Origin of the sequence: Rhodococcus sp. HM1 (genome assembly GCF_023218075.1) — a bacterium.
Classification (GTDB): domain Bacteria; phylum Actinomycetota; class Actinomycetes; order Mycobacteriales; family Mycobacteriaceae; genus Rhodococcus.
Window position 1 is genome coordinate 30,985 of sequence record NZ_JALPTB010000046.1, and the last position, 22,304, is coordinate 53,288.

Below are 22,304 nucleotides of genomic sequence, written 5' to 3' on the forward strand. Positions count from 1 at the left end.
CCGCTGTGAGCTGTCACAATTGATGGCCATGAGCGCTAAGACCAAGAACTCTGCCGCGCTCGCGTTGGGCGCGCGGGTGACGATTCGATCCGGCTCCGGCCACGCAGCACCGGAACACGGTGCGATCGTCGCCGACTACGGCGAGGCCGCGGCGCTGGTCGCCGACGACCTCGGCCGCGACTGGGCCCCGGTGCGCCGGTGGGCGGTCGCGCTCGACGACGGTCGGCTCGTCTTCGCCGACGACGCAGACCTCGAGCTCGAGACCTCCCCGAAGGGCGCCGGCACCGCGTCGTAGGCCCCGGCGCGCCCGCCCTCGTGGGTTCGGATCGGCGGTGCTCTACGAGGTGTGCATACGGCGTAGGGGTGGCACGATCGATTGTGGAGATCGTGACGTCGACGTGACGTTCGGCTCCCGAACAGGAAGTTGGGCAAGATGGCGCAGGGCACCGTGAAGTGGTTCAACAGCGAGAAGGGTTTCGGATTCATCGCTCCCGATGACGGGGGCGCCGATCTTTTCGTCCACTTCTCCGAGATCCAGGGCAGCGGCTACCGCTCGCTGGAAGAGAACCAGCGGGTGGAATTCGAGGTCGGGCAGGGACAGAAGGGGCCGCAGGCCCAGCAGGTCCGCGCCCTCTGACAAGTCCGCGAACGCCGAAATTCGGGGTGCATCCCACGTGGGTGCGCCCCGATGGCGTTGCGCCCCGGCGATCTAGGGGGCCAGCGGCACGAACGGCAGAATTTCGTCCCCGTAGGGTCCGACCGTTCCCGCACTGGCCTCGGGCACCTCGTTCCACGCCCCGGGCAGGTCACGCAGCGGTTCCGACACCACGAGGCGCGCCCTCGGTCCGAGTTTCGCGAGCACCTCCACCTCCGGGTGCAGGGCACGCAGCGTCGTCATGTCGGTGGAGTAGTACAGCGACCGCGACTGCACCTGGCTCGAATAGCGGAAGAACCACATCGAGGTTCCATCCGATGTCGCGACCGTCATCTGCACCGGGTTCTCGATGCCGTGCGCGCGGGCGGTCTTCTCGACGAAGCCGACCGCCCGGCCGACGGCGCCGAGCGGGTCGTCGGTCAGTCCGAACGTCAACGCGAGGTAGAACAGCGCCTCCGAATCGGTCGATCCCATGATCTCCGTGTACAGCTCCGCCTCCACCGCGAGCAGCAGTTCCCGCTTGATCTTCCGGTAGTCCACGATCTCGCCGTTGTGCATCCACAACCAGTTGCCGTACCGGAACGGATGGCAATTGCTGCGCTGGACCGGCGATCCCGTCGACGCACGCACGTGCGCGAAGAACATGCCGCTGCGGATCTGGCTGGCGAGTTCCCTCAGATTGCGGTCGTTCCAAGCAGGTTCGATGCTCTTGAACAGCGCCGGCCGGGGCCCTTCTCCGTACCAGCCGATGCCGAACCCGTCCCCGTTCGTGGTCGTCGCGCCGAGCTGCGAGTGCAGACTCTGATCGATGAGCGAGTGCACCGGCCGGAACAGCAGGTCCTCGGCGAGGATCGGCTCACCGGAATATGCCATCCATCTGCACACATCTCCATTGAAACAGAGTGCTCCGCGCCGACCCCGCGTTTCCGAGCGCCGACCCCGGCTTTTCCGAGCGCGACCCCCGGCTTTTCCGAGCGAACGGTACATTCGGTCGATCTGCGGGCTGTTGCGAAATAGCCGAAAGTCCGCGACCGCGAACCACAGCGCCGGTCCCGGGGCGGGGTCTCCCGCCCCGGGACCACCGCTTCACACGACGGCCGGCAACCCGCCCCCACCGACCATGGTGAGGATCTTGCCGATGTTGTGCACCGCAGCATGGAAACTCCACTCACCGCGGGCCCGGGTCAGTCCCCGCCCGGTGAACCGCCGGAACCTCAGATTGTGTTTGGCATGCCCGAACGGGGTCTCCGCAATGTGAGAACGCTTGCGGTAGGTGGCAATTCCCTCCTCGGTGCGCAACCGGTGGGCCATCGCCTCGACCGGTCCGGCATCGGCGGGCGGCGGCCCGGACGCGGGTGTGTGCCGGGTCGCGTGTTCGAGGTGACGGGCCTTGCCGCGGGCGATCAACCGGTCCGGTCCCGGCGCGGTGATGTTGGCCTCGGAGAAGTACCCGGCATCGGCGAGCAGCACCCCGATCCGATCCCCACCGCCACCATCACCGTCGTTGGTGTCGCTGCGGGCGGCGGTGATCTTCTCGGCGGCGGTCACCGCGGCCTGCATCATCGGCACGAACGTCGGCGCATCGGTGGGATTGGCGGCCACCGACACCGCCATGATCAACCCGTCACCGCTGGTAACGGCCTGACAGTTGAACCCCTGCAGCCAGCCACCACCGCGCAGCGGTTGCAGCCCGGACTCCGGGTCGGTGGTGTTGACCATCCGCTCGGTTCGATCCGTCGGCAGCATCCGGCCGTGCGGCCGCAGCCTCGGCCGCGGCCGTGACGCGAGCCAGACGTGCCCGAGCCTTGATCACTTTCGGGTCCTGCTCGGCCGGCCGGATCACCCAGCCACCACACCGCTGCCCGTTCGCTGCGGCCTCGGCGAGGCGCTGCCGATACCGGTCTGTTTTCGCAGCATGGGCAGCCAGTGTTTTCTCCAGGGCCAGTTCCGCGGCGGCCACCGCCGCGCCGGCCGGTGGGGACCCCATCGGCATCTGCCCGTCGCGTGCCTGCTCGAGATACAGGCGTGCGGAGCTGTCCTTGTCCGCTCGGGCCTGCGCTTCGGCGGCGCGGGCCCGGTCGAGTGCGGCGATCGCCTCGCTGATCCGCGCTGCCCGCGACCGCGGATCGGTCAACGACGGCGGGACCGAACCCGGGCCGTGGCGCTCGTCGTCGAGTGGTTCGTCCTCGGCGGCATCGGTGGCCGCGTGCGCGGCCACCGCGGCCGCCGCCAACGCCCGGGCGTGGTCGGCGGCTTCGGCGCGTACCGCCGATTCGGTGCGATTGGCGCCGGCCGAGGCGTTCGAAGCGATCTTGACCGAGTCCAACGCGATCGTTTCCAGCCGGCCCAGCCCCAGGGCTGCGGCCAGCAGCAGAACCTGCGTGAACAACTCCTCGCACGCGGTGGCGTGGGTCTTGCGGAACCGGGAGATCGTCACGTGATCGGGGATGTCCTGGGCGCAGATCACCCGGTAGGCGACGTCCTCGGCGCACAGTCGTTCGATGCGGCGGGAGGACCGTTCGCCGCGGGACCATGCCCACACCAGCAGGGTCAGCAGCATGTCGGGGTGGTAGCCGGCCCGGCCGGCGCCGCCGGTCTTGGCGTTGCGGTGGAATGCGGTGGTGTCGATCCGGTCGATGATGTCGATGACCGTCCACACGGGATGATCGGCGCCGAGCCAGTCGCGCATGTCCGGTGGGATCAGGAACTGTTGATCGCGGTCGACGGGTCGACATCCTTTGGCCACCAACAGATTCTACACAAAGCCGCAGGTCGGCCCCGCCACGTCACGGCGAGACCGACCCGCGATTCTGCAACAGCCCGTCTGAGGAGACGAACGGTACATTCGCTCGGATAGGACGCCGGGACCCGAGGCCGGAACCACGCTCCTGCAACGTTTCACCGAACTCCCCCGCGAACCCGGCGCCCGGCGTGCCTAATGGGATCACACCGTCGACGACGCGGGGGTTCGCATGTCGAAGAAGTCGGAGCAACGCACTGCCCTGGTTGTATCCGGTGCCGGCGCGCGAGGTGCGTACGAGGCGGGTGCCGTCCAGGCCCTGCTTCCCGTACTCGCACCCGACGAGGTGGTTCCGCCGATCCTGGTCGGGACCAGCGCCGGGGCGTTGAACGTGGCCGGCTTGGCGGCCTATGCCGATCTCGGCGGCGAGCAGGCAGCCAAGGAGGTGGTCGCGGCGTGGAGCGGGGCCGAGCTGACGGACGTGTTCTCCCCGATCGGCACTCTGCTGCGGACCGGCGGTTCGACGCTCGGCAGGCTGATCGGGCTTCCGGTTCCTCCTCCCGCCGGGCTTCTCGACACGTCGCCGATGCGAGCGTCGCTCGAGGCACTGGTTCCCTTGGATCGGCTTCACGAGAACATCCGCGCGGGCAAGGTCCGAGCGGTGGCCGTGGCCACGACCTCGCTGGCCACCGGAGGAACCGTGGTGTTCGTCGAGCACGCCGACGACGTATGTCTTCCCGGCTACGACGCGCACCGCAACATTCGATATGTCTCGACCACCCTCGGCGTCGATCACCTGCTCGCGTCCGCTGCGATCCCGATCCTCTTCCAACCTGTCGAGATCACCGGCGAAAACCGGGGTTTGTACATCGACGGCGGTCTCCTGCTCAACACACCCATCAAACCGGCTCTCGAATTGGGAGCAGAGCGGATCGGAGTGGTCGCGTCCCATCCGCAGGAGCGGCTGCCACTGCCCTCCGGGTCCCCCGCCCAGGCAAATCCGCCCGACATCCTCGGCACCGCCGCGCTGTCGCTGCGCGCAATCCTCACGGACCGCATGATCGACGACCTGTGGACGCTGCGTAACCGCAATGGCACGAAAGGCTACCGCGCCGTCGATGTCGTCTTCGCCGGGCCGACCCTGCAGGAGACCAGCAAGATCGACCGTCTCGCAAAGGACGCGTTCGACTCGATGCTCGGCCTGTGGGGCCGTGTCCGCCACCCGATGGAGACAACCCTGATGAGTTTGATGAGCGACGTTCGACCTGGCCACGACGAGCTGCTGAGCTACACCATGTTCGACTCGAAATTCACCGGGCCCGCCGCGGACCTCGGCAGCAAGTGCACGCCGCAATCCTCGTGACACAGGCCGACTTCTCGTGAAACAGCCCGGCGATACTCACCGAACGACGAGTGAAGTTCACCGACCCGGCCCGGTCGAATACGACCCTGCAGGTCCACGGTTCGGGCGCGCCGGTGCACTGGTTGCTCGCACACCCGTCGAATGATCTCGCCATCCGACGAGCACCTTGTGCAGAGTCTCGGCGCCGTGCAACGGTTCCGGAGCTGCAGGCAGGTCGGCGGGGTAGATGAGAAACGGCGTGCTCTGCGGTCCGCCCATGCCGCCGTGCGAGCCGACCTGCTCCTCGAACGCCGCGACCTCGTCGGTTTCCGGCCAGTACATGCCGCCGACCATGATGTCGGCCACGTTGTCGAAGGCGTCGGTGCGTCGGATCTTCGCCAGCGCATCGGGGCCCATCACCGCGAGAGGGTCCCGGCCGGTGACTTCGCCGGTCGTCACGTCGACCTTGCCGCCGGACCCCAGCACCACGGATCCGCCGGGTGCGGCGACGAGCAGGAACCCGATTCCGGGATGCTCGCGAAGCGCGGTGAGCAGCCCGGGATGGGCGGCCTCGATGGCGTCGACATCGGCGCGTCCCGGCAGGTGCGGAAAGTAGATCAGACCGAGGTTGCCCGAGCCGAGCACGATCGGCTCGCCCGTGGGAGGACGCGCCTCCTCGTCGGCTGCCGACGCGTGCATGCTGGCCGCCGCGTAGGCACGGCCCTCCGCCCCGGGCTTGGGGGAGGCGGTGGCAGCGCGCTCGTGCCGGTGCCGACCTTCCGCGGACGGCTCGCCCTGCGTGGTCAGCCGGGCAACCAACTCCCCCAGGGTCTCCCCGTAGCGTTGCCGGAAGGTGGCGCCCTGACTCTGCCCGTGGTCCGACAGCACGACGACGCGGTAGCGCCGGTCCGCCTGCTCCGTCACAGCGAGCAGCATCTCGACGATCTCGTCGAGCTTGGTCAGCACCGCGAGGGTCTCGGGCCGGGAGATTCCGGAGTGGTGCGAGACTTCGTCGTATCCGATCAGGTCGACGTAGACGATGCTGCGCCCCTTGATCAGATCCCCGACCACCGCGGCGGCGGTGACGTCGGTGGCGAGGACGGTCGCGAAGGCCCGCACGAACGGATACACCCCTCCCCGCGAGACCCGCGGCTGGATGTCCTTCCGCTTCTGCCGCAATGCCTGACGCAGCTCCCGCTGGAGTTCCGCGAACATTCGGATGAACGTGCGCAGCGCGCTCGCCGGGTCGGCGAAGTAGTCGCTGTAGCCGGCGCCGGCGCCGAGACGGGCACCGCGCATGCGGCTGACGACGAGCACGTTGTCGTGCGCACCGCCGGTGAACAGGTTGCCGCGGCTCGCACCGTCGTGCGCGAGCAGACCCGGAATCTCGGCCCGTTCGAGTTCGCGCTGCTCGTTGTCGGCGGGGTTACTGAACACCGAGATGCGCCCGGTCGTCTTGTCGTACCAGCGGAAAGCCGGCACGTTGTGGTTGGAACCGTGCAGCACCGCCAGCTGGGTCGCCCCGGTCTGGCTGCTCCAGTCGGTGTGCCACGGGACCAGCCGGTGGGTCTCGCGCACCAGCTTCGCCAGCCCGGGCGTCACGCCGTCGGCGATCGCGCGCCGCAACACGTCGTAACCCAGCCCGTCGATCTGGATGCACAACAGCCCCGGATCCGCGTCCACGAGAGCAGCGTTGCGTCGCAAGCGGAACCGGTTCCGGCGCACCTGCATCAACCGGTACGCGGTATCGGAGCGGGACGCGATCGCACCCGAGACCACAGAGGTGACCAGCGAGACCACCGCTGCCAGAACGACCGCATCGCGCGGCTCGTCCACCGTGGCGACCGGCACCAGGTTCAGCGTCAACAGCATGATCGCGCCGCCTGCGAGGAACACCCCGACGAACAGCAGCACGGGGCCGATCCACGACATGAAGCGCATCGTCAACGGCCACAGTGCCGCGTTGAGGATGCCGAACACCAGCGCGACCACCAGCGCGGCAGGAAGCGTCGGCAGCGGAGCAAAGCTCGACGGATCCAGGGTGACGCCGCGGAGGATGCGGTCCAGCACGAGAACCGCGAACGCCGACGATCCCCAGAGCACGAGGAATTCGACGAGTATCCGCAACACCCCGCCCACCGTGCGCATCGCACTCCCTCTCGTTGTCTGGAATCGTAAGGGGCGTGAGCGCGCCGCCGGGTGGGAATACCGCCGCGTCCGGGATGCGCTGGCTCGGGCACGCCAGCACGCTGATCGTGGACCGCGGTACGGTCGTCCTGACCGATCCGGTGCTCACCGACCGCGTCGCCCACCTGCGCCGCCGGCGGGGGCCCACCCCCCTCGGCTTCCGCACGCGCCACCCGGACGTCGTCCTGCTCTCGCATCTGCACGCCGACCACACCCATCTACCGTCGCTGCGGCTGCTCGACCCGGACGTTCCGATCGTGGTCCCGTGGCGGGCGATGGACGGCCTACCCGCGTTGCGCCGCTTCGGCGACCGCCTGGTGCCCCTGCGGCCCGGCGACGAAACACGCATCGGCGCGGTCACCGTGCGCGCCGTGCCCGCACATCACGACGGTCGACGCTGGCGACGTGGACCGCAGCTCGCGCCTGCGGTCGGATACGTGGTCGAAGGCGACCGGCGGACCTACTTCGCCGGCGACACCGATCTGTACCCGGGGCTGGAAGACCACGTCGGCCCGGGGGTGGACCTCGCGCTGCTACCCGTCGGGGGCTGGGGTCCCACACTCGGCGACGGTCACCTCGACCCGCCTCGAGCCGTGGTCGCCGCGCGGCTGGTGGAGGCAGCCCTGGCGGTGCCGATCCACTACGGCACGCTGTGGCCGATCGGCTTCGACGCCGTGCGCCCCCGGTCGTTCTTCGGACCCGGCGCCGAGTTCGTCCACCATGCCGAGCGCGCGGGGCTCATGGCCGTGGAGTTGCGTCCGGGTGACGCGCTCGGCGGATCGGACGGCGGGCACGGTTCGTCCGGAACGCATCGCCGCTAGGCCGTGTTTCAAAAGCCCGCTGCCTCACAACCACTGACCGATCGCAGCGACCTGGACGGTGGCCAGGTACCGCACCGCGAGCTTGTCGTAGCGCGTGGCCACCGCCCGGAACTGCTCGAGTTGGTTGATTCCGCACTCGACCGCATGCCGTTGCCGGTACACGTCTCGATCGAACGCCGGAGGTCGCCCACCACCGGAACCTCGGTTGCGGCGGTGGGCGAGCTGGTCGGACGGGATCGCGATCGTGGCCTTGATCCGTCGTCGCCGCAGATAGAGGCGGTTCGCGCGAGAACTGTAGGCCTTGTCCGCCAGCACCCGCTCCGGACGTGTCCGCGCCCGGCCGCGTGCTGATGCGCCCGCATGACGGTCGAATCGACGCTGACGTCCCAGACGATCCCGCCGGATGCGTCGGCCACGGTCTGCAGTGCGGTCAGGACCCGGGCGCACACTCCGCCGCGTTGCCAGCGCCGGAACAGGCCGTACACGGTTTGCCAGGGCGCTAAACCCAGATACCGGAGACCTCACTCATTCCACGACTGCGACACCCCTTTCCGGCGGGAACGCGGTTCAAGATCACTTTTGAAACACGGCCTAAGCCCTACCGGCGCCGGGGTCGGCGCCGGCGGGGCTTGGGTGAGGTGGTGTCAGTAGAGGTTGTCGAGCTTGTCGAGATCGGCACCTTTGGTTTCGCGGCTGGTGGCCACGGCGAGCACGGCGATGGAGTGGTGGCGCTCGTTCACTCGCAGGAACCGGATCTTCAGACGTGCACCGTTGATGGTCTCGTCGATGTAGTCCGACAGGCGGGCGTCGAAGACCGTGTCGTAGTAGCCCCGGAGTTGATGGGGTCGGGTGGAGGTGATCGCCACGTGTCCCAGTCCTGCAGCGCCGGTGACGAATCCGGCGGTGCTCATCACCAGCGGTTCGGTGGTGTGGCGGGGCCGGGTGAAGATTTCCTGGGCGATGCCTTTCGGGCCGGGGAACCGCAGCAAGCGTTCGACCCCGCGCAGCGCGGTCTCCTCGTCGGTGCCGTCGGTGACCGGGACTCCGCGATTGCGTACCCGTGCCACGACCCGGTCGAACGATTCGTGATCGTCGATCTGCCAACCGAGGGCGGTGACGTCCTCGGCCGGCCCGCGCTGGAGCAGGAAGCGGCATTGGTGGTCGTCGAGCCGAAACCGCATGGCCTGGTTCGACAATCGGTCGACGTGCATGCCGATGGCGTCGCGGCCGAAGCGGTGCCAGTCGGTGAACTTGTCGGTTTCGATGACGATGTAGCCGAGGTGGACGGATCCGAACAGGGTGTCGATGCTGGTCATCGGGCGCTCCCGGTGAGGAAGGCCGCGGTGACGGCGTTGAAGAAGCCGGCGCGTTCCCACTGCACCCAGTGCCCGATGTTGGCGGTGAGCAGCAGGTCGCAGTTCGGCAAGGTCTTGGCCAGGGTCGGGCCGCCGCTGGGACGGTTGACCTTGTCGTCGGCGCCCCAGATCACCAGCGTCGGGGTCTGCAGGGTGCGCAGTCGGCGGTCGCGGGTGAAGTCCATGCGCCACAACGTGTGCAGGGCCCCTGGTCCGGAGGGGCGCTGCAGCGGCGGAGGCGCGATCACGCCGGGGTCGATGCTCGACCGGTAGCGTTCGTCGATCACCTCATCCGGGATCGCGGTGCCATCGAAGACCAGATAGGTGCGGATGAAGGTGGCGAGTTTCTCGCGCGAGGGCCCCTCACCGGTGTAGTAGGACAACAACGCGCGCAGTCCGGGGGTGGGCAGGGCCCGGGTGGTGCCGATACCGCCGGGGCCCATGAGGACCATCTTCTCGACCCGCTCCGGGCTGTCGAGCGCCAGACGCAGCGCGCACGCTCCGCCGTAGGAGTTGCCGACCAGGTGGGCGCGGTCGAGGTCGAGGTGGTCGAGCAGACCGCGGATGTGGTCGGCGAGATAGCCGAAGGGGTCCGACCCGTCCACTCCCTTGCTGGAGCGTCCGTAGCCGGGCAGGTCCGGCACGATCACCCGGAAATGTTCGGAGAGCGCGTCGATGTTGCGCGAGTAGTTCGCCACACCGGAGGCGCCGGGCCGCCGCCGTGCAGCAGCAACACCGCCGGTCCGTGTCCGGTTTCGGCGACGAGGATGTCCTTCCCGTCGACGGAGACGGTGCGTTCGGTCAATGCAGCGCGGGTCATACGAGGGTCTCCATGTCGTCGGAACAGGTCGGGGCGGTGGTCTTCATGCCGGCCGGGGGTGGAGGCAGAGGACTGTCGGCGCCGGCAGCGGCGTAGATGACCTTGTCGGGGCGCAGCGCGAGGGCGGTGGCGCCTTTGTTGCGCATCCACTGCATCAGGGAGCCGTCGATGTCGACGAGGGCGTCGGGGGCCGGTGCGGTGCCGGGGCCGGTGATCCGTACGACCGGCACGCCCACGGTGTGCCAGCCCGGCCAGGATCCGGCGGCGCCGAGGTGCTATTGATGGATCGATCGGCGGCGGCGGCGGCGAACCGACCACATCAGAATCCCCGGGCCGTGGTCGTGTCCGCGGTGCGTCCTCGATCGCTGGGGGTGTTACCGGACACGGACTGGCAGCGGATATCCGTGGCGGCTGTGATCGACTCGCACCCACCGCTCGAAGTTTGGGAGCAAACCGAGTGGGTATGTGAAGGCGGTGACGGCGAACGAGCATCTGCAGGCAGGGCACTCCGGCACGGCGGGTGAGCAGGTCTCGGTGCTGCTGATCGCGGATCCGGGTGAACCCGCGGCTCTTGCCGAACGCATCGCAGAGTACCTGCCGGAACGCCTGCGCAGCCCTGACCGGGTCGAGCGTCGGTGGACGACCTGCGTGCGCCGGAAACCCTACATCCCCGACGAGCAAGCGGATTTCGCCGAGGTCATCGACACGGTCGATCCGTCCTCCGAAGAGGAAGACATCGTCGTGTACCTCACCGATCTGCCGCGCCGCGAGGACACCTTGCCGGTGGTGGCCGACGTCAGCGCCGACCACAAATTCGCGCTCATCTCCGTCGCCGGAGTGGGCGGCGTCCACATCGAGCGCCGCGTCCGTACCGTCACCGAACTCGCGATCGCCCGCGTCCTCGGCGAGCCAGAACTCATGCCCACCGGCGCGGACCGGCGGTTCCCGTCTGCGCAGATCAAGGGCGGGATCCGGTACTTTGCGCCCACGGGACTGCGGCGACTGCGGTTGTTGTCGGGGATGGTGCGGGCCAACCGGCCGTGGCGGCTGGTCACCGGCCTGTCGAAGGTGCTTGTCGGTGCCTTCGCCACGGGTGCGATCGCGCTGGCCACCAACACGATCTGGTTGTTCGCCGACACCATGGGCCCATGGCGTATGAGTGCGGCCACGGTCCTGTCGATCGTGGCGATGATTCTCTGGCTGATCCTCGATCACGAACTCTGGGAGCGACCGAAGTCGCCGGAGGAGCGTGATCGTTCGGTGCTGTACAACACCGCGACCGTAGTCACCCTGGTCATCGGCGTGATCGTCCTCCACTTGGCCCTGTTCGGCCTGCTGCTGTTCACCGCGTGCCTGACTCTTCCCCCGGAACTGTTGTCCCGCATTCTCGGGCACGGGGTGGGTTTTTCCGACTATCTCACGCTCGCCTGGCTCCTGGCGTCCATCGCGACCATCGGTGGGGCACTCGGGTCGGGTCTCGAGGACGACGCCGCCGTCAGAGAGGCGGCATACGGAGTCCGGCAGCGGCAACGCATCGAGAACACGCAACAACCGTCGAACGAGGCGGGATGATCGCAGCGACCGGTGAGGGCTGGCCGGTCCAGGTTTGTGGTTTTGAGTCCTTGCATCCCGCGGGGCTGCCACTTCCTCAGCCACCTACCCTCTCACTTCCTCAACCCTGTGCGCGGTTCGCTGGTGGGCGGTGAGCAGAAGGTGAGGTCGAGGTCGCGGTTGTCGCGGGCGACACCGGGGGTGTGATCGTGGGCGACGTCGTTGTCTCCGAGCTACCACACGCGGACACCACGATTGCCATTGCGAACACAGCCGCACCCCCCACAGTCTTCACGACCACTACACCGCAACTCACCCCGCGCGTTACCACCGAGGCGCTCACCGCGCCGCTCACACAGCGCTATCTCACGCAGGGCGGTGACACCGCCGACCTCGGCGAGTGCATCCCGGAACCAACGTTGCTGCTCGATGAGCAGGTGATTTCCTGGACCCGACGGCCACGATGTCGGAAGGCGCGACGATCCTCGAGTTGATGCTTCCGGCATACATTCTCGGCACGGTCGTGCTGGCCGCGCCGCTCTTCGCATTGGTGCTCGCTCGCCGAACTGCCGAAACCGAGGTCAACGAAGCGATCGCCACGTGGAGCTCAGAAATCAACGATGCTGTCCCCTACCCAGGCGACCGAGAGGAGGCCACAGTCGGACTTGATACTCGTCGTGATGTTCCGCGTCTACCTGCCGACCCCCTTCGCAAGGGAACTGAGCACGTAGTGCCACCCGAGCGAGTGCGGTAACCGCCTCTCTGGTGAAGGACCCGCCGTTCGGCGGTTCCTTCACCAGACTCCCGGCACACGGGTGGCAGTCGAGCGAACCGTATGGCCTTACATGTGGGTGCCGGCACCTACCGCCCACACCGGCGGCCCTACAGATCACGCACGATACACAAAGGCCAGTTCCGCTTCGAGTATTCTTCGCGGGCAGTGACATTCGCCGAGTTGACTGCTGTCACTGGTGATCAGTGTGCGATGTACTTCGTGTCGAGGTACTCGCCGATGCCTTCGACGGATCCTTCGCGGCCGAAGCCGGATTCCTTCACCCCTCCGAAGGGTGCGGCCGCGTCGGCGATGATGCCTCGGTTGATCCCGACCATGCCGGTCTCGAGTGCGTTGGCGACTCGGGACGCTCGGTCGAGATTCTGGGTGTAGAAGTACGCTGCGAGTCCGTATTCGGTGTTGTTCGCCGCCGCGATCGCTTCGTCCTCCGTGTCGAAGGTGGTGATCGCGGCAACCGGACCGAAGATCTCCTCACGCAACAGACGCGCGTCGGGACTCACGCCGTCGAGAACTGTCGGGGCGTAGAACGTTCCCGGCTCGTCGGGACGGCCACCGCCGAGGCGGATACGTGCACCCTTCGCGACGGCGTCTTCGACCAGAGCATCGACGGTGGCGCACTGTTTCGCGGTGATCAGCGGTCCGATGTCGGTTCCCGCTTCGAGGCCGTGCCCCGTGCGCAATGCACCGATGCGTGCCGTGAACTTCTCGCCGAATTCTTCTGCGACGCTCCGTGCGACGTGGAATCGGTTGGCCGCTGTACATGCTTGGCCGCCGTTGCGGAATTTTGCTGCCATCGCGCCGTCGACCGCTGCATCGACGTCGGCGTCGTCGAACACGAGGAACGGGGCATTGCCTCCGAGCTCCATCGACGTCCGCAGAAGACGGTCCGCTGATCGACGAACCAGCAGCTTGCCGACACCAGTGGACCCGGTGAACGTGATCTTGCGCAGATCGGCGCTGTCGATCAGTGGTCCGGTCAGTGCCGCGGCATCGGAGGTGGGCAGAATCGACAACACACCATCGGGCAGACCCGCATCTGCGAAGATCTGGCCGACCAGCAGCATCGTCAGTGGCGTTTCGGCCGCGGGCTTGACGATGATCGGACAGCCGGCGGCCAGTGCGGGACCGATTTTGCGCGTGGCCATGGCCAGCGGAAAGTTCCAGGGGGTGATGGCCAGTACCGGCCCTACCGGTTCTCTGGTGACGACAATGGTGCCGGTTCCCGACGGGGACGGCGAGATTCGCCCGTTGATACGGGTCGCTTCCTCAGCAAACCAGTGCAGGAATGATGCGCCGTATTCGACCTCCCCATACGCTTCGTGGAGCGGTTTGCCCATCTCGAGAGTGATGGTGCGCGCGAAGTCGTCTGCCCGTTGGTGGATGAGTTCGAATGCGGTGCGCAAGATTTCGCCGCGTCGACGCGATGGGGTCCGCGCCCAGTCCCTTTGCGCGGTGGTGGCGTGTTCGAGAGCTCGGAGTCCGTCTTCAGGTGCGGCGTCGGCGACGTGTGCAATCGCGATACCGGTCGCGGGGTCCTCCACGGAAAAGGTGGTGCCGGTAGACGAATCGACGAGCTTTCCACCGATCCAGAGTTGGGTCGGGACGCCCGCGGGGAGAGTATGGGTCATGGCTCCTGCCGAGTGTGTGGAGGTTCGACGCCGCGCCGCCTAGTCGGCGACACAGGGCATCGGAGGCGATTCCGTCGCTCGGGTGTGGCCACCTTCATTCAGCGATCACACCCGAGCGAGCGGCGGATGCTACCTGGTGGTGACGGTCTTGCCGGCCTTGTCCTGAAGGACTTCGAGAGCCCGGATGAGGTAACCGCGGAAGACAGCGTGGTTTTCGCTCATCGGGAAGTGGCCGATCTCCTTCATTTCGATGAACTCGGCGTTCGGGATCTGCGCCGCGGTGCGTGCACTGTCCTCGGGGGTGGTGAGGTAGTCGTAGTCGCCGGTCAGCATCACGACCGGGCACCGGTCACCGTCGATGTCTGCGAGCTTTCCGCGCAGGTCGTGATCGACCGAGTAGAAGTGCAGGTCACCGCGGAAGGACTCGGAGCCCTGGCTGTAGTAGAACCAGGTCTTCCAGCGGTCCGTCTCCGGCGACTGCGGGGCCATGAGGTCCCATACGCCGCTGGCGCAGACCTGTGCTGCGTTGGCGTGTGGATGCTGCCACCAGTCGAGGTAGAAGCCGGGCGAGTAGTCGGCGCCCTCGACGGGAATGACGCCGGCGAAGCGGTCGGGGTGACGAAGCGCAAGCTGCAGTGCGATGTTCCCACCGAAGGAGGAGCCCATGAAGATGGGGTTCTCGAGTTCGAGCGCGTCGCACAGCGCCACGATGAAGTTGGCGAAGTGGTCCGCGGAGAGCTGGTACTCCTCGGTCCACCATTCGGTGTTCTCCGGCGGATCCGACTTGCCGTGCCGCGGCAGGTCGTAGGCGATGACACGGTAGTTCTCGGTGATCTCCTCGTCTTCGAGGAGACCGCGCCACTGGTGGTTGTGGCATCCGGCGGTGTGCTGGCACACGAGGGGTTGCCCGGTGCCGTTTTCGAGGTAGAAGACCTTGTACAGCAGTCCGTCGACGTCGACGTCGACGTAGTGGCCGGTGACCGGGGAAATCTTGCTCATCAGTGTTCCTTACGGCTCAAAGGGGGTGGGAGGATCAGACCGGGACGCCGACGGTGCGCAGAAGCTCGATCTGGCGGGTGAGACACCGCAGGTTCTGCATCAGCACCAGAATGTCGCCTTCGAGCTTCATGTCGCGCTGGAAGCTCGCCGCCCAGATGCCGTGGTACATCGGGGCGGGCACCGGGACGCCGAAGTTGCGCCAGGTGTCCGCGCTGGCACGCAGCGCGAACTGATACGGCACATCCAGCGGACCGGGGTCGATCGCGATGTCCACCACGTTGCCGCGGCTCATCTGGACGACGAACGTGTGGTCGGTCATGTCGAGCAGGTACGAGCAGGTGAAGTACTTGCCGTGCGCCTGGATCTCGGGGTCGGCGTTGTTCGCCTCGGTGAACGAGGCAGCCCAGTCGGCCGTGTCGAGGGCACGCGTAGTGACGGTCATGTGGGATTCCTTCGATGAGGGAGACAGCGAGGCCGAGTGCGAGCACTCGCTCCGGTATGCCGACCCGAATCCGAGAAAGTGCTGCACTCCCGGATGCCGCGCCGGCCATGACAGCCATCACACCTCGTGTCCGCCGGGTGCGTCCAATACCTATCCGGCCCGGATCGATAGGCAACGACTACTGGTCTCCTCCGGCGGCATTGTCTAGCCTCGGAACCATGCAACCCCAGCTCGACCTGCGACTTCTGTCCTATTTCGTGGCAGTTGCCGAAGAGCTGCACTTCGGGCGCGCAGCCGCCCGCCTGCACATCGCTCAACCCTCCCTGAGCGTGCAGATCCGCAAGCTCGAGCAGAACCTCGGCGCAGTGCTACTGCTGCGCAGCAGCAGACATGTCGAACTGACCCCCGCCGGCCAGATCCTGCTCGACGAAAGCCGCCGACTACTGGCGAACGCCGAACGAGCCGTCAACCTCACCCGCGAGGCCGCCCACGGGGTCAGTACCCGCAAACTGGTCATCGGCTTCCAAGGCAACGCAGCTGCCGAGCTCACACCCCACATCCTGAGCACATTCCAGTCACTGCATCCGGACATCCAGGTCCAGATGCATTCCTACGACTTCTCCGACCCGTATGTCGGGTTGGCCGACGGATCCTCCGATGTAGCCTTCGTCCGGCCCCCGCTGCTGATGCAGGACTGGTTGAGCATGGAAACCCTGTTCGTCGAACCCCGCGTGATGGTCGTGTCCGCCAATCACCCGCTCGCCCAGCTACCCGAGGTGAGCGTCCAACAGGTCACCAACGAGTTCTTCGTCGCACGGAAAGCACCGGAGAACTGGCGAAACTACTGGCTGGCCACCGAATCACGACAAGGCGAACCCGTCCGGGTCGGCGCAGACGTCGCCACCGTCGACGAATGCTTCGAAGCGATTCTCGCCGAGCGCGGCGTCGCATTCTCGCAAGCATCGACGCAACGCTTCTACAGCAGACCGAGCCTGGCCTTCGTTCCGGTGACCGACATCCCGCCCACCGCGCTGTCCATCGCCTGGCGCACGGATGTCGTGTCGAAGGCCGTACGCGATTTCATCGACACAGCCCGTGCTGTGGCCTCACTCCACACCGTGCCCGGAGCATGGTCCACCCGGCCTCACAACTCGATCACCGATGTCGCCCACCGCACGATAGGCTGATCGTTGCGATGATTCCCCGCCTGGTCTCGAGCGAGGTCACCGGTACCGCCGCCGGCGCATCGAACGCCTTCTGGCAGATCGCCAGCACCCTCGTCCCCCTCGCGATCGGCGCGGTCTTCTCGGCCACCGGGTCGTTCCTCGCCGCGTTCGCGGCCCTCGCCGTCGGACCGATGATCGGCGCAGTCATCCTGTACTTCGTCGACGAGAACGGCGGAAAGATCACCGCCGCCGACGCGGAACCGGAAACTCCCGACACCACCACCTCCTGATCCCCACAACCGACGACACGACGGCCTCCTGAGGGAGACCGTCGTGTCGTTGATTGTGCAGTACACACGGACGTGACCGCCTGCGCGGATCACTGGATGTCCTTGTGACACAAAGGCACACGCGAACCCGAGCGCAGTCGAGCAACAGGCACGGGCCTGGGCGTGCCCTGTCCGGGCCGAGGTGACATCCCGAGCGTCGGTGGCCCTACGACAGCCGGCCGTTCACCCGGCGGGGGATACCCCACGGGTTCGCGTCGACGAGAGCAGGAGGGAGGTGCTCTTCGGGCACCACCTGGTAGGCGCCCGGACGCAGGACAACGCAGCAGCAGCTATACGATCCACTCGTCGGACGCCGCGAACCGATCACGTCGACGTGCCATCCTGTCGCCGACGAGATCGACCGAATAAAGACCCGCAGGCGGAACGCTGAAAGGCAATGTGCTGCTCGGCATTCCCACGCTTTCCAGTTCCTTCGGCGCCACGAGACGGACAAGGCGCGGAGGTCGCCGGGCGGAGACTCACAGAACGACGCCCTGGCGGAGAATTCGTCTCCACACTCGAGACCGAGCCGGTGTATCTCCAAAATGACGCATCTGCGACCAGGCCGATACCGGCCTCATCGCCGACATCGACGATCGGTACAACGCCTGCCGTATCCAGAAGCGGCTCGGCCGGCGGTCGCCGGTCGATCAGCGGAGGCTTCGCAGCCAGAGATTTCGCCGATGCACTGCTGCTCGTGGCACGTCCTCTCCACCGCCACAGGTGTCCAGGTCGGCACGCGAATCAGCCTGAATCACTGCCCTGACCTGGCGCCCTCAGATCTGGATTCTCAGTGACGATGTCGAGAAGAACGTCGATGATGGCCCGCACCCGCGCCAGGCGGGCCAGTTCTCGCGGAACAACCAACCAATAGGTTCTCTCGGCCACGAACTTGTCCGGGAGAACGGCCACGAGATCGGGGTCGGCATTACCGATGTAGGTCGGGAGCGGAGCGATACCCACTCCATGCCTGACGGCCTGATAGTGGCCAGTGATGTTGTTCGTCTGGACATGCGCGCGATTTTCGGGCAGTAGACGTTCGAGTCGACGTAGAGGCTCGACGTCCAAGATGGCGTTCACGTACCACACCAACGTGTGGTCCTCGAGGTCGTCGAGGGACTCGATCGCACTGTGCGAGTCGAGGTAGCTACGCGATGCATAAAGACGCAGGTCGTAGTTGGCCAGCTTACTGACGGACACCGATCGCGGGGACGGCCGTTCGAGAGTGACCGCGAGGTCGAAATCTCGACCCGTCACCAGGTCGTGCGTGGTCGACGTACGCAGCTCGGTGAACAGGTGAGGGTGTCTGTCGCGCACCATACCCAGTCCCGGAACCAACACATAGGCGCCGAAGCCGTCCGGGGTGAGGATCCGGACAGTGCCGTGAAGACTGCCGGATCCAGCGGACGATGTCGCGTCGAGTGCGGCCAAGAGGGTCGATTCGACCGATTCTGCGTACGGAACGAGGCGCCGGCCGGCCTCGGTCAGTTGCCAACCCGTCGATCCCCGGTCGAAAAGTCGTGCTCCCATATCTTTTTCGAGTCTGGTGATCCTGCGCGACACCGTGGTCTGATCGACGTCCAGCCGTTTGGCCGCTTCCACGATCCGCCCGGTCCGTGACAACTCCAGCAGAAAACGCATGTTATCGGCTGTGAACATCTCACTCCCTCGCTGCTGCAAAATTGCAGTTCTCACTGCGAAGATACTCGTTGACCGCGGCATCTCTGCACCGACAGACTCGAGAAAACCCCCACAGTCGCAGGAAGCGAATAGTCATGACCGTCATCCCACACTGGTTGGACAACAAGCCATTCACCGGCACGAACGGCACATCTGCCCCGGTCACCAACCCCGCCACCGGCGCAGTGACTGCAGAAGTTGCGCTTGCGAGCGCCGACGACGCCCGCGCGGTGATCGAGGCGGCCGCGGCGGCGTTTCCCGCGTGGCGTGATACCTCGATTGCCAAGCGCACACAGATTCTGTTCGCGTTCCGTGAACTACTCAACGCCCGCAAGCAGGAACTGGCTGCGATCATTACCTCCGAGCACGGCAAGGTGCTCTCCGACGCGCTCGGCGAGGTGTCCCGCGGCCAGGAGGTCGTCGAGTATGCCTGCGGCATCGCCCACCTTCTCAAGGGCGGGATGACCGAGAACGCGTCGACCAAGGTCGACATGGCGTCGATCCGCCAGCCCATCGGGCCGGTCGGAATCATCTCACCGTTCAACTTTCCCGCCATGGTTCCGATGTGGTTCTTCCCCATCGCGATTGCCGCCGGAAACACCGTGGTCCTCAAGCCGTCGGAAAAGGTTCCCACTGCAGCGCTGTGGATCGCCGAACTGTGGGCCGAGGCGAGCCTACCCGCCGGCGTGTTCAACGTCCTGCAGGGTGACAAGACAGCGGTCGACGAACTACTCACCAATCCGGCGATCAAGGCCATTTCTTTCGTCGGTTCAACCCCCATCGCGAGGTACGTCTACGAGACCGCAACCGCCCACAGCAAGCGCGTCCAGGCGCTCGGCGGCGCGAAGAACCACGCCGTCGTCCTGCCGGACGCCGACCTCGATCTGGCCGCTGACGCGATGGTGAACGCGGGCTTCGGCTCCGCCGGTGAGCGCTGCATGGCGATCTCCGCATTGGTGGCGGTCGGGGACATCGCCGATGAGCTGGTTGCAAAGATCAAGGATCGCACAGTGAGCCTGAAAACGGGCGACGGCACAAAGGACTCGGACATGGGCCCATTGGTGAGCAAGGCGCATCGCGACAAAGTGTCCTCCTATATCGACGCCGGCGAAGCTGCCGGCGCCTCCGTCGTAGTCGACGGCCGGGCCGTGAAGGCCGACGGCGGAAGTGACGGATTCTGGCTCGGACCGACCCTTCTGGATCACGTCACCACCGACATGAGCGTCTACACCGATGAGATCTTCGGCCCCGTCCTGTCCGTCGTACGGGTCGAGACCTACGACGAAGCCCTCGAACTGATCAACTCCAACCCCTATGGCAACGGCACCGCCATCTTCACCAACGACGGCGGCGCAGCCCGCCGCTTCCAGAACGAAGTCGAGGTCGGCATGGTCGGCGTCAACGTCCCCATCCCCGTCCCCACCGCGTACTACAGCTTCGGCGGCTGGAAGAACTCCCTCTTCGGCGACACACACGCCCACGGCACCGAAGGCGTGCACTTCTTCACCCGCGGCAAGGTCGTCACCACCCGCTGGCTCGACCCCAACCACGGCGGCATCAACCTCGGCTTCCCTCAGAACGACTAAGGACGGCACCATGAGTATTCAGATCGCCTTCCCACGGTTCATGCGAATCGGCGGGGGCACCCTCGACGAAATCGGCGACGTGATCCGCCAACTCGGATTGCAGCGCCCGGTACTGGTGACCGACAAGTTCCTGACCTCGACAGGTGCGTCCGAACGGATCCTGAGCCTCCTGCGCGAAGCGCGCACCACACCAGCCCTGTTCGACGACACCGTTCCCGACCCCACCACCGACTCCCTCGAAACGGGACTCGCCCTACTTGCCGAGCACAACGCCGACTCGGTCATCGGATTCGGTGGCGGCAGCCCGATGGATACCGCCAAGGCACTGGCCGTCCTCGGGGTCCGCGGAGGCCGGATGCGGGACTACAAGGCCCCGCACGTCTACACCGGACCAGCGCTTCCCGTCGTCGCAATCCCGACCACCGCCGGCAGCGGCTCGGAGGCTACACAGTTCACCGTCATCAGCGACAGCGCCACGGACGAGAAGATGCTCTGTCCAGGCCTGTCCTTCCTTCCCATCGCAGCAATCGTGGACTTCGAACTGACAGTGTCCATGCCCCCTCGCCTGACTGCCGACACGGGAGTCGATGCACTTACCCACGCAATCGAGGCGTATGTGAGCCGAAAAGCCAACCCCTTCTCCGACGGCCTCGCACTCGCAGCCGTGCGCACGATCGGCCAGAACCTGCGCGCCGCGTACGAAGACGGCGAGAACAAGCAGGCACGAGAAGCCATGATGCTCGCCGCCACCCAGGCCGGTATGGCGTTCTCGAACGCGAGCGTGGCCCTCGTTCACGGAATGAGCCGACCCATCGGCGCGCACTTCCATGTCGCGCACGGGCTGTCCAACGCCATGCTGCTTCCGGCGATCACCGCGTTCTCCGTCAAAGGCGCCGCATCACGGTACGCAGACTGCGCCAGGGCCCTCGGTGTGGCCACCGAATCCACCGGTGACGGTATCGCTGCGCAGTCCCTCGTCGACTCCCTCGTCGAACTGTGTCGCGACCTGGCTGTTCCCACTCCACGCGACCACGGCATCGACCGCGTTCGCTGGAACGATCTGATCCCACTGATGGCGCAACAGGCGCTCGATTCGGGTTCGCCGGGCAACAACCCGGTTGTGCCCTCTGTCGACGAAATCGCCGAACTGTACGCAGAGGTCTACGGATAGCGTTGATTCGATCCGCGCCCCGCACGCTGCGATGAGTCGGGGGTGAGAGCTCGAGCGGCAGGACCTTTCGGTCCTGCCGCTCAGCCGCACCCCGACCGCCGGCGAACACGCTCCGCAACGATGTCACCCTCGTCATGAACCCATGCACTCAGTCATGACGTGAAAGTCCGGATACAGCATGGAGATACGCGGAAGCTGCACCCTCGATCCGCGTACCCTCAACGATCATCGGCCAGGGCCCGTCCATACTGCTGGCGACGGCAGCGCGGCTGAGGTGACGCTCCCAGAACGCAGCGGACCCGAACTCCGAACGCCACTGCAACGCCGGCAGGGTAAGCCGGTGGAGGGTGTGCTCGTGGGTCGTGCCCATCGCGCCGTGCACTTGGTGGGTGTTGCGCACCACCACGGCCAGCGCCTGTGAGACCACGCTACGGGCCACCGCGACACGAAAGGATGAGAAGTCGCCGGCGAGGTCGTCGGTAAGAGCGTCTGCGAGAGCCGTGTCGACGGCGGCACGTGCGAGGACGGACTCGGCTGCAGTGTCGACCACGAGATTCTGCACGGACTGGAACCGCGCCAGGGGTCGGCCGAACTGAGTGCGGTCGGTGGTGTGTGCAATCGCCGAAGCCAGCATGCCCTCCATGGCGCCGACGGACTGGATCGCACGGATGAGGGCGCCGCGCAGGACGTAGTCCTCGACGACATGGGTGGCCACAGGTGACCAGGTGACGTTACCGTCGACCCGGACCGACCCGAGGGGCACCTCGGAGATACCCTCGACCGCCTTGACGGTCAGCCGATCGGTGGGCACGTCCGCGACCTCGTAGCCCGCATCGGCCCAGCGTACGCAGACAACGGACCCGGTGGCACCGGCCCAGGGCACACGCCGCGCGAGGCCGTCCGCCCTCAGGACGGCGACGGTCGCTGTGTCCTGCGACGAGTCGTCGATGCCAGCCGCGCGCCGCAAGGGCCCCGCCAACAGATCGGTCTCGGCGAAGGGCACGGCCACGCCGCCAGCGGCGGTGGTTCGCAATAGAGC

19 protein-coding genes and 3 pseudogenes are annotated in these 22,304 nt (G+C 66.5%); 9 read left to right on the top strand and 13 right to left on the bottom strand.

The genetic code is table 11. The features are described 5' to 3' along the window. Positions 1 to 22 precede the first annotated feature (22 nt). The gene (locus M1M07_RS21705) at positions 23 to 295 is read left to right on the top strand and encodes a hypothetical protein (RefSeq protein ID WP_197250267.1); all 273 of its coding nucleotides are present in this window, start codon (positions 23 to 25) and stop codon (positions 293 to 295) included. 138 nt (positions 296 to 433) lie between these two features. Continuing rightward, positions 434 to 637 (top strand): cold-shock protein, encoded by a 204-nt coding sequence (locus M1M07_RS21710; protein WP_068158269.1) that lies wholly within the window; start codon positions 434 to 436, stop codon positions 635 to 637. Positions 638 to 709: 72 nt separating this feature from the next. Here the strand turns inward: M1M07_RS21710 and M1M07_RS21715 are convergent, their stop codons facing one another. The 3 genes from M1M07_RS21715 to M1M07_RS21725 form a co-directional block, all read right to left on the bottom strand. Beyond that, positions 710 to 1,528 carry a class II glutamine amidotransferase gene (locus M1M07_RS21715; RefSeq protein WP_197250266.1) on the bottom strand — a complete coding sequence of 273 codons (819 nt, stop codon included), beginning with the start codon at positions 1,526 to 1,528 and terminating at the stop codon, positions 710 to 712. A gap of 213 nt (positions 1,529 to 1,741) precedes the next feature. After that, a complete protein-coding gene (locus M1M07_RS21720) occupies positions 1,742 to 2,374 on the bottom strand; it encodes a transposase (RefSeq protein ID WP_248675511.1) in 633 nt (210 codons plus the stop codon). After that, on the bottom strand, positions 2,280 to 3,401 hold the full coding sequence (locus tag M1M07_RS21725) for a transposase (RefSeq protein ID WP_248675512.1): 1,122 nt from the start codon (positions 3,399 to 3,401) through the stop codon (positions 2,280 to 2,282). Before M1M07_RS21725 ends, M1M07_RS21720 begins: the two co-directional genes overlap by 95 nt. 226 nt (positions 3,402 to 3,627) lie before the next feature. Here M1M07_RS21725 and M1M07_RS21730 point away from each other — a divergent pair, with 226 nt between their 5' ends. Beyond that, on the top strand, positions 3,628 to 4,758 hold the full coding sequence (locus tag M1M07_RS21730) for a patatin-like phospholipase family protein (RefSeq protein WP_248675513.1): 1,131 nt from the start codon (positions 3,628 to 3,630) through the stop codon (positions 4,756 to 4,758). Between the two features lie 57 nt (positions 4,759 to 4,815). Here M1M07_RS21730 and M1M07_RS21735 read toward each other — a convergent pair whose 3' ends face one another. Next, complete coding sequence (locus M1M07_RS21735) at positions 4,816 to 6,885, bottom strand: phage holin family protein (protein ID WP_197255892.1); 2,070 nt, start codon at positions 6,883 to 6,885, stop codon at positions 4,816 to 4,818. 35 nt (positions 6,886 to 6,920) lie between these two features. On the opposite strand from M1M07_RS21735, the gene M1M07_RS21740 reads away from it, so the two are divergent. Further along, on the top strand, positions 6,921 to 7,745 hold the full coding sequence (locus tag M1M07_RS21740; RefSeq protein ID WP_197255885.1) for an MBL fold metallo-hydrolase: 825 nt from the start codon (positions 6,921 to 6,923) through the stop codon (positions 7,743 to 7,745). 24 nt (positions 7,746 to 7,769) lie between these two features. Here M1M07_RS21740 and M1M07_RS21745 read toward each other — a convergent pair. The 4 genes and pseudogenes from M1M07_RS21745 to M1M07_RS21760 all read right to left on the bottom strand — a co-directional run. Then, positions 7,770 to 8,090: pseudogene (locus M1M07_RS21745) on the bottom strand (transposase); the annotation flags it as partial. 365 nt (positions 8,091 to 8,455) lie between these two features. After that, positions 8,456 to 9,061, bottom strand: a pseudogene (locus tag M1M07_RS21750) (extradiol ring-cleavage dioxygenase); the annotation flags it as partial. After that, positions 9,058 to 9,920 (bottom strand): annotated as a pseudogene (locus M1M07_RS21755) (alpha/beta fold hydrolase). The pseudogenes M1M07_RS21750 and M1M07_RS21755, both read right to left, overlap by 4 nt. Then, positions 9,917 to 10,150: a hypothetical protein gene (locus M1M07_RS21760; protein WP_197255881.1), complete on the bottom strand. Its 234-nt coding sequence runs from the start codon at positions 10,148 to 10,150 to the stop codon at positions 9,917 to 9,919. The pseudogene M1M07_RS21755 and the gene M1M07_RS21760 overlap by 4 nt, the downstream one beginning before the upstream one ends. A gap of 244 nt (positions 10,151 to 10,394) precedes the next feature. Here M1M07_RS21760 and M1M07_RS21765 point away from each other — a divergent pair, with 244 nt between their 5' ends. After that, positions 10,395 to 11,492 carry a hypothetical protein gene (locus tag M1M07_RS21765; protein WP_248675514.1) on the top strand — a complete coding sequence of 366 codons (1,098 nt, stop codon included), beginning with the start codon at positions 10,395 to 10,397 and terminating at the stop codon, positions 11,490 to 11,492. Between the two features lie 954 nt (positions 11,493 to 12,446). Here M1M07_RS21765 and M1M07_RS21770 read toward each other — a convergent pair. From M1M07_RS21770 to M1M07_RS21780, 3 genes are all read right to left on the bottom strand, one after another. Then, positions 12,447 to 13,892, bottom strand: coding sequence for an NAD-dependent succinate-semialdehyde dehydrogenase (locus M1M07_RS21770; protein WP_248675515.1), 1,446 nt, complete (start codon positions 13,890 to 13,892; stop codon positions 12,447 to 12,449). Between the two features lie 129 nt (positions 13,893 to 14,021). Then, entirely contained in the window at positions 14,022 to 14,891 is an 870-nt protein-coding gene (locus tag M1M07_RS21775) for an alpha/beta fold hydrolase (RefSeq protein WP_197255877.1), read from the bottom strand. A gap of 34 nt (positions 14,892 to 14,925) precedes the next feature. Further along, complete coding sequence (locus tag M1M07_RS21780) at positions 14,926 to 15,333, bottom strand: hypothetical protein (RefSeq protein ID WP_197255876.1); 408 nt, start codon at positions 15,331 to 15,333, stop codon at positions 14,926 to 14,928. A 218-nt stretch (positions 15,334 to 15,551) separates the two neighbouring features. Here M1M07_RS21780 and M1M07_RS21785 point away from each other — a divergent pair, with 218 nt between their 5' ends. After that, positions 15,552 to 16,520 (top strand): LysR family transcriptional regulator, encoded by a 969-nt coding sequence (locus M1M07_RS21785; RefSeq protein ID WP_197255875.1) that lies wholly within the window; start codon positions 15,552 to 15,554, stop codon positions 16,518 to 16,520. 8 nt (positions 16,521 to 16,528) lie between these two features. Beyond that, positions 16,529 to 16,789 (top strand): hypothetical protein, encoded by a 261-nt coding sequence (locus M1M07_RS21790; protein WP_231611425.1) that lies wholly within the window; start codon positions 16,529 to 16,531, stop codon positions 16,787 to 16,789. Positions 16,790 to 17,572: 783 nt separating this feature from the next. On the opposite strand, the gene M1M07_RS21795 is transcribed toward M1M07_RS21790, so the two are convergent. Next, positions 17,573 to 18,487: a LysR family transcriptional regulator gene (locus tag M1M07_RS21795; protein ID WP_197255874.1), complete on the bottom strand. Its 915-nt coding sequence runs from the start codon at positions 18,485 to 18,487 to the stop codon at positions 17,573 to 17,575. A 116-nt stretch (positions 18,488 to 18,603) separates the two neighbouring features. Between M1M07_RS21795 and M1M07_RS21800 the strand changes: the two genes are divergently transcribed. Both M1M07_RS21800 and M1M07_RS21805 read left to right on the top strand, forming a co-directional pair. After that, positions 18,604 to 20,094, top strand: a complete 1,491-nt coding sequence (locus M1M07_RS21800) for a CoA-acylating methylmalonate-semialdehyde dehydrogenase (RefSeq protein ID WP_197255912.1) — start codon at positions 18,604 to 18,606, stop codon at positions 20,092 to 20,094. 10 nt (positions 20,095 to 20,104) lie between these two features. After that, complete coding sequence (locus M1M07_RS21805) at positions 20,105 to 21,265, top strand: iron-containing alcohol dehydrogenase (protein WP_197255873.1); 1,161 nt, start codon at positions 20,105 to 20,107, stop codon at positions 21,263 to 21,265. Positions 21,266 to 21,413: 148 nt separating this feature from the next. Here M1M07_RS21805 and M1M07_RS21810 read toward each other — a convergent pair. Next, a partial coding sequence (locus M1M07_RS21810; protein WP_248675516.1) for an acyl-CoA dehydrogenase family protein occupies positions 21,414 to 22,304 on the bottom strand: 891 nt, incomplete at its 5' end.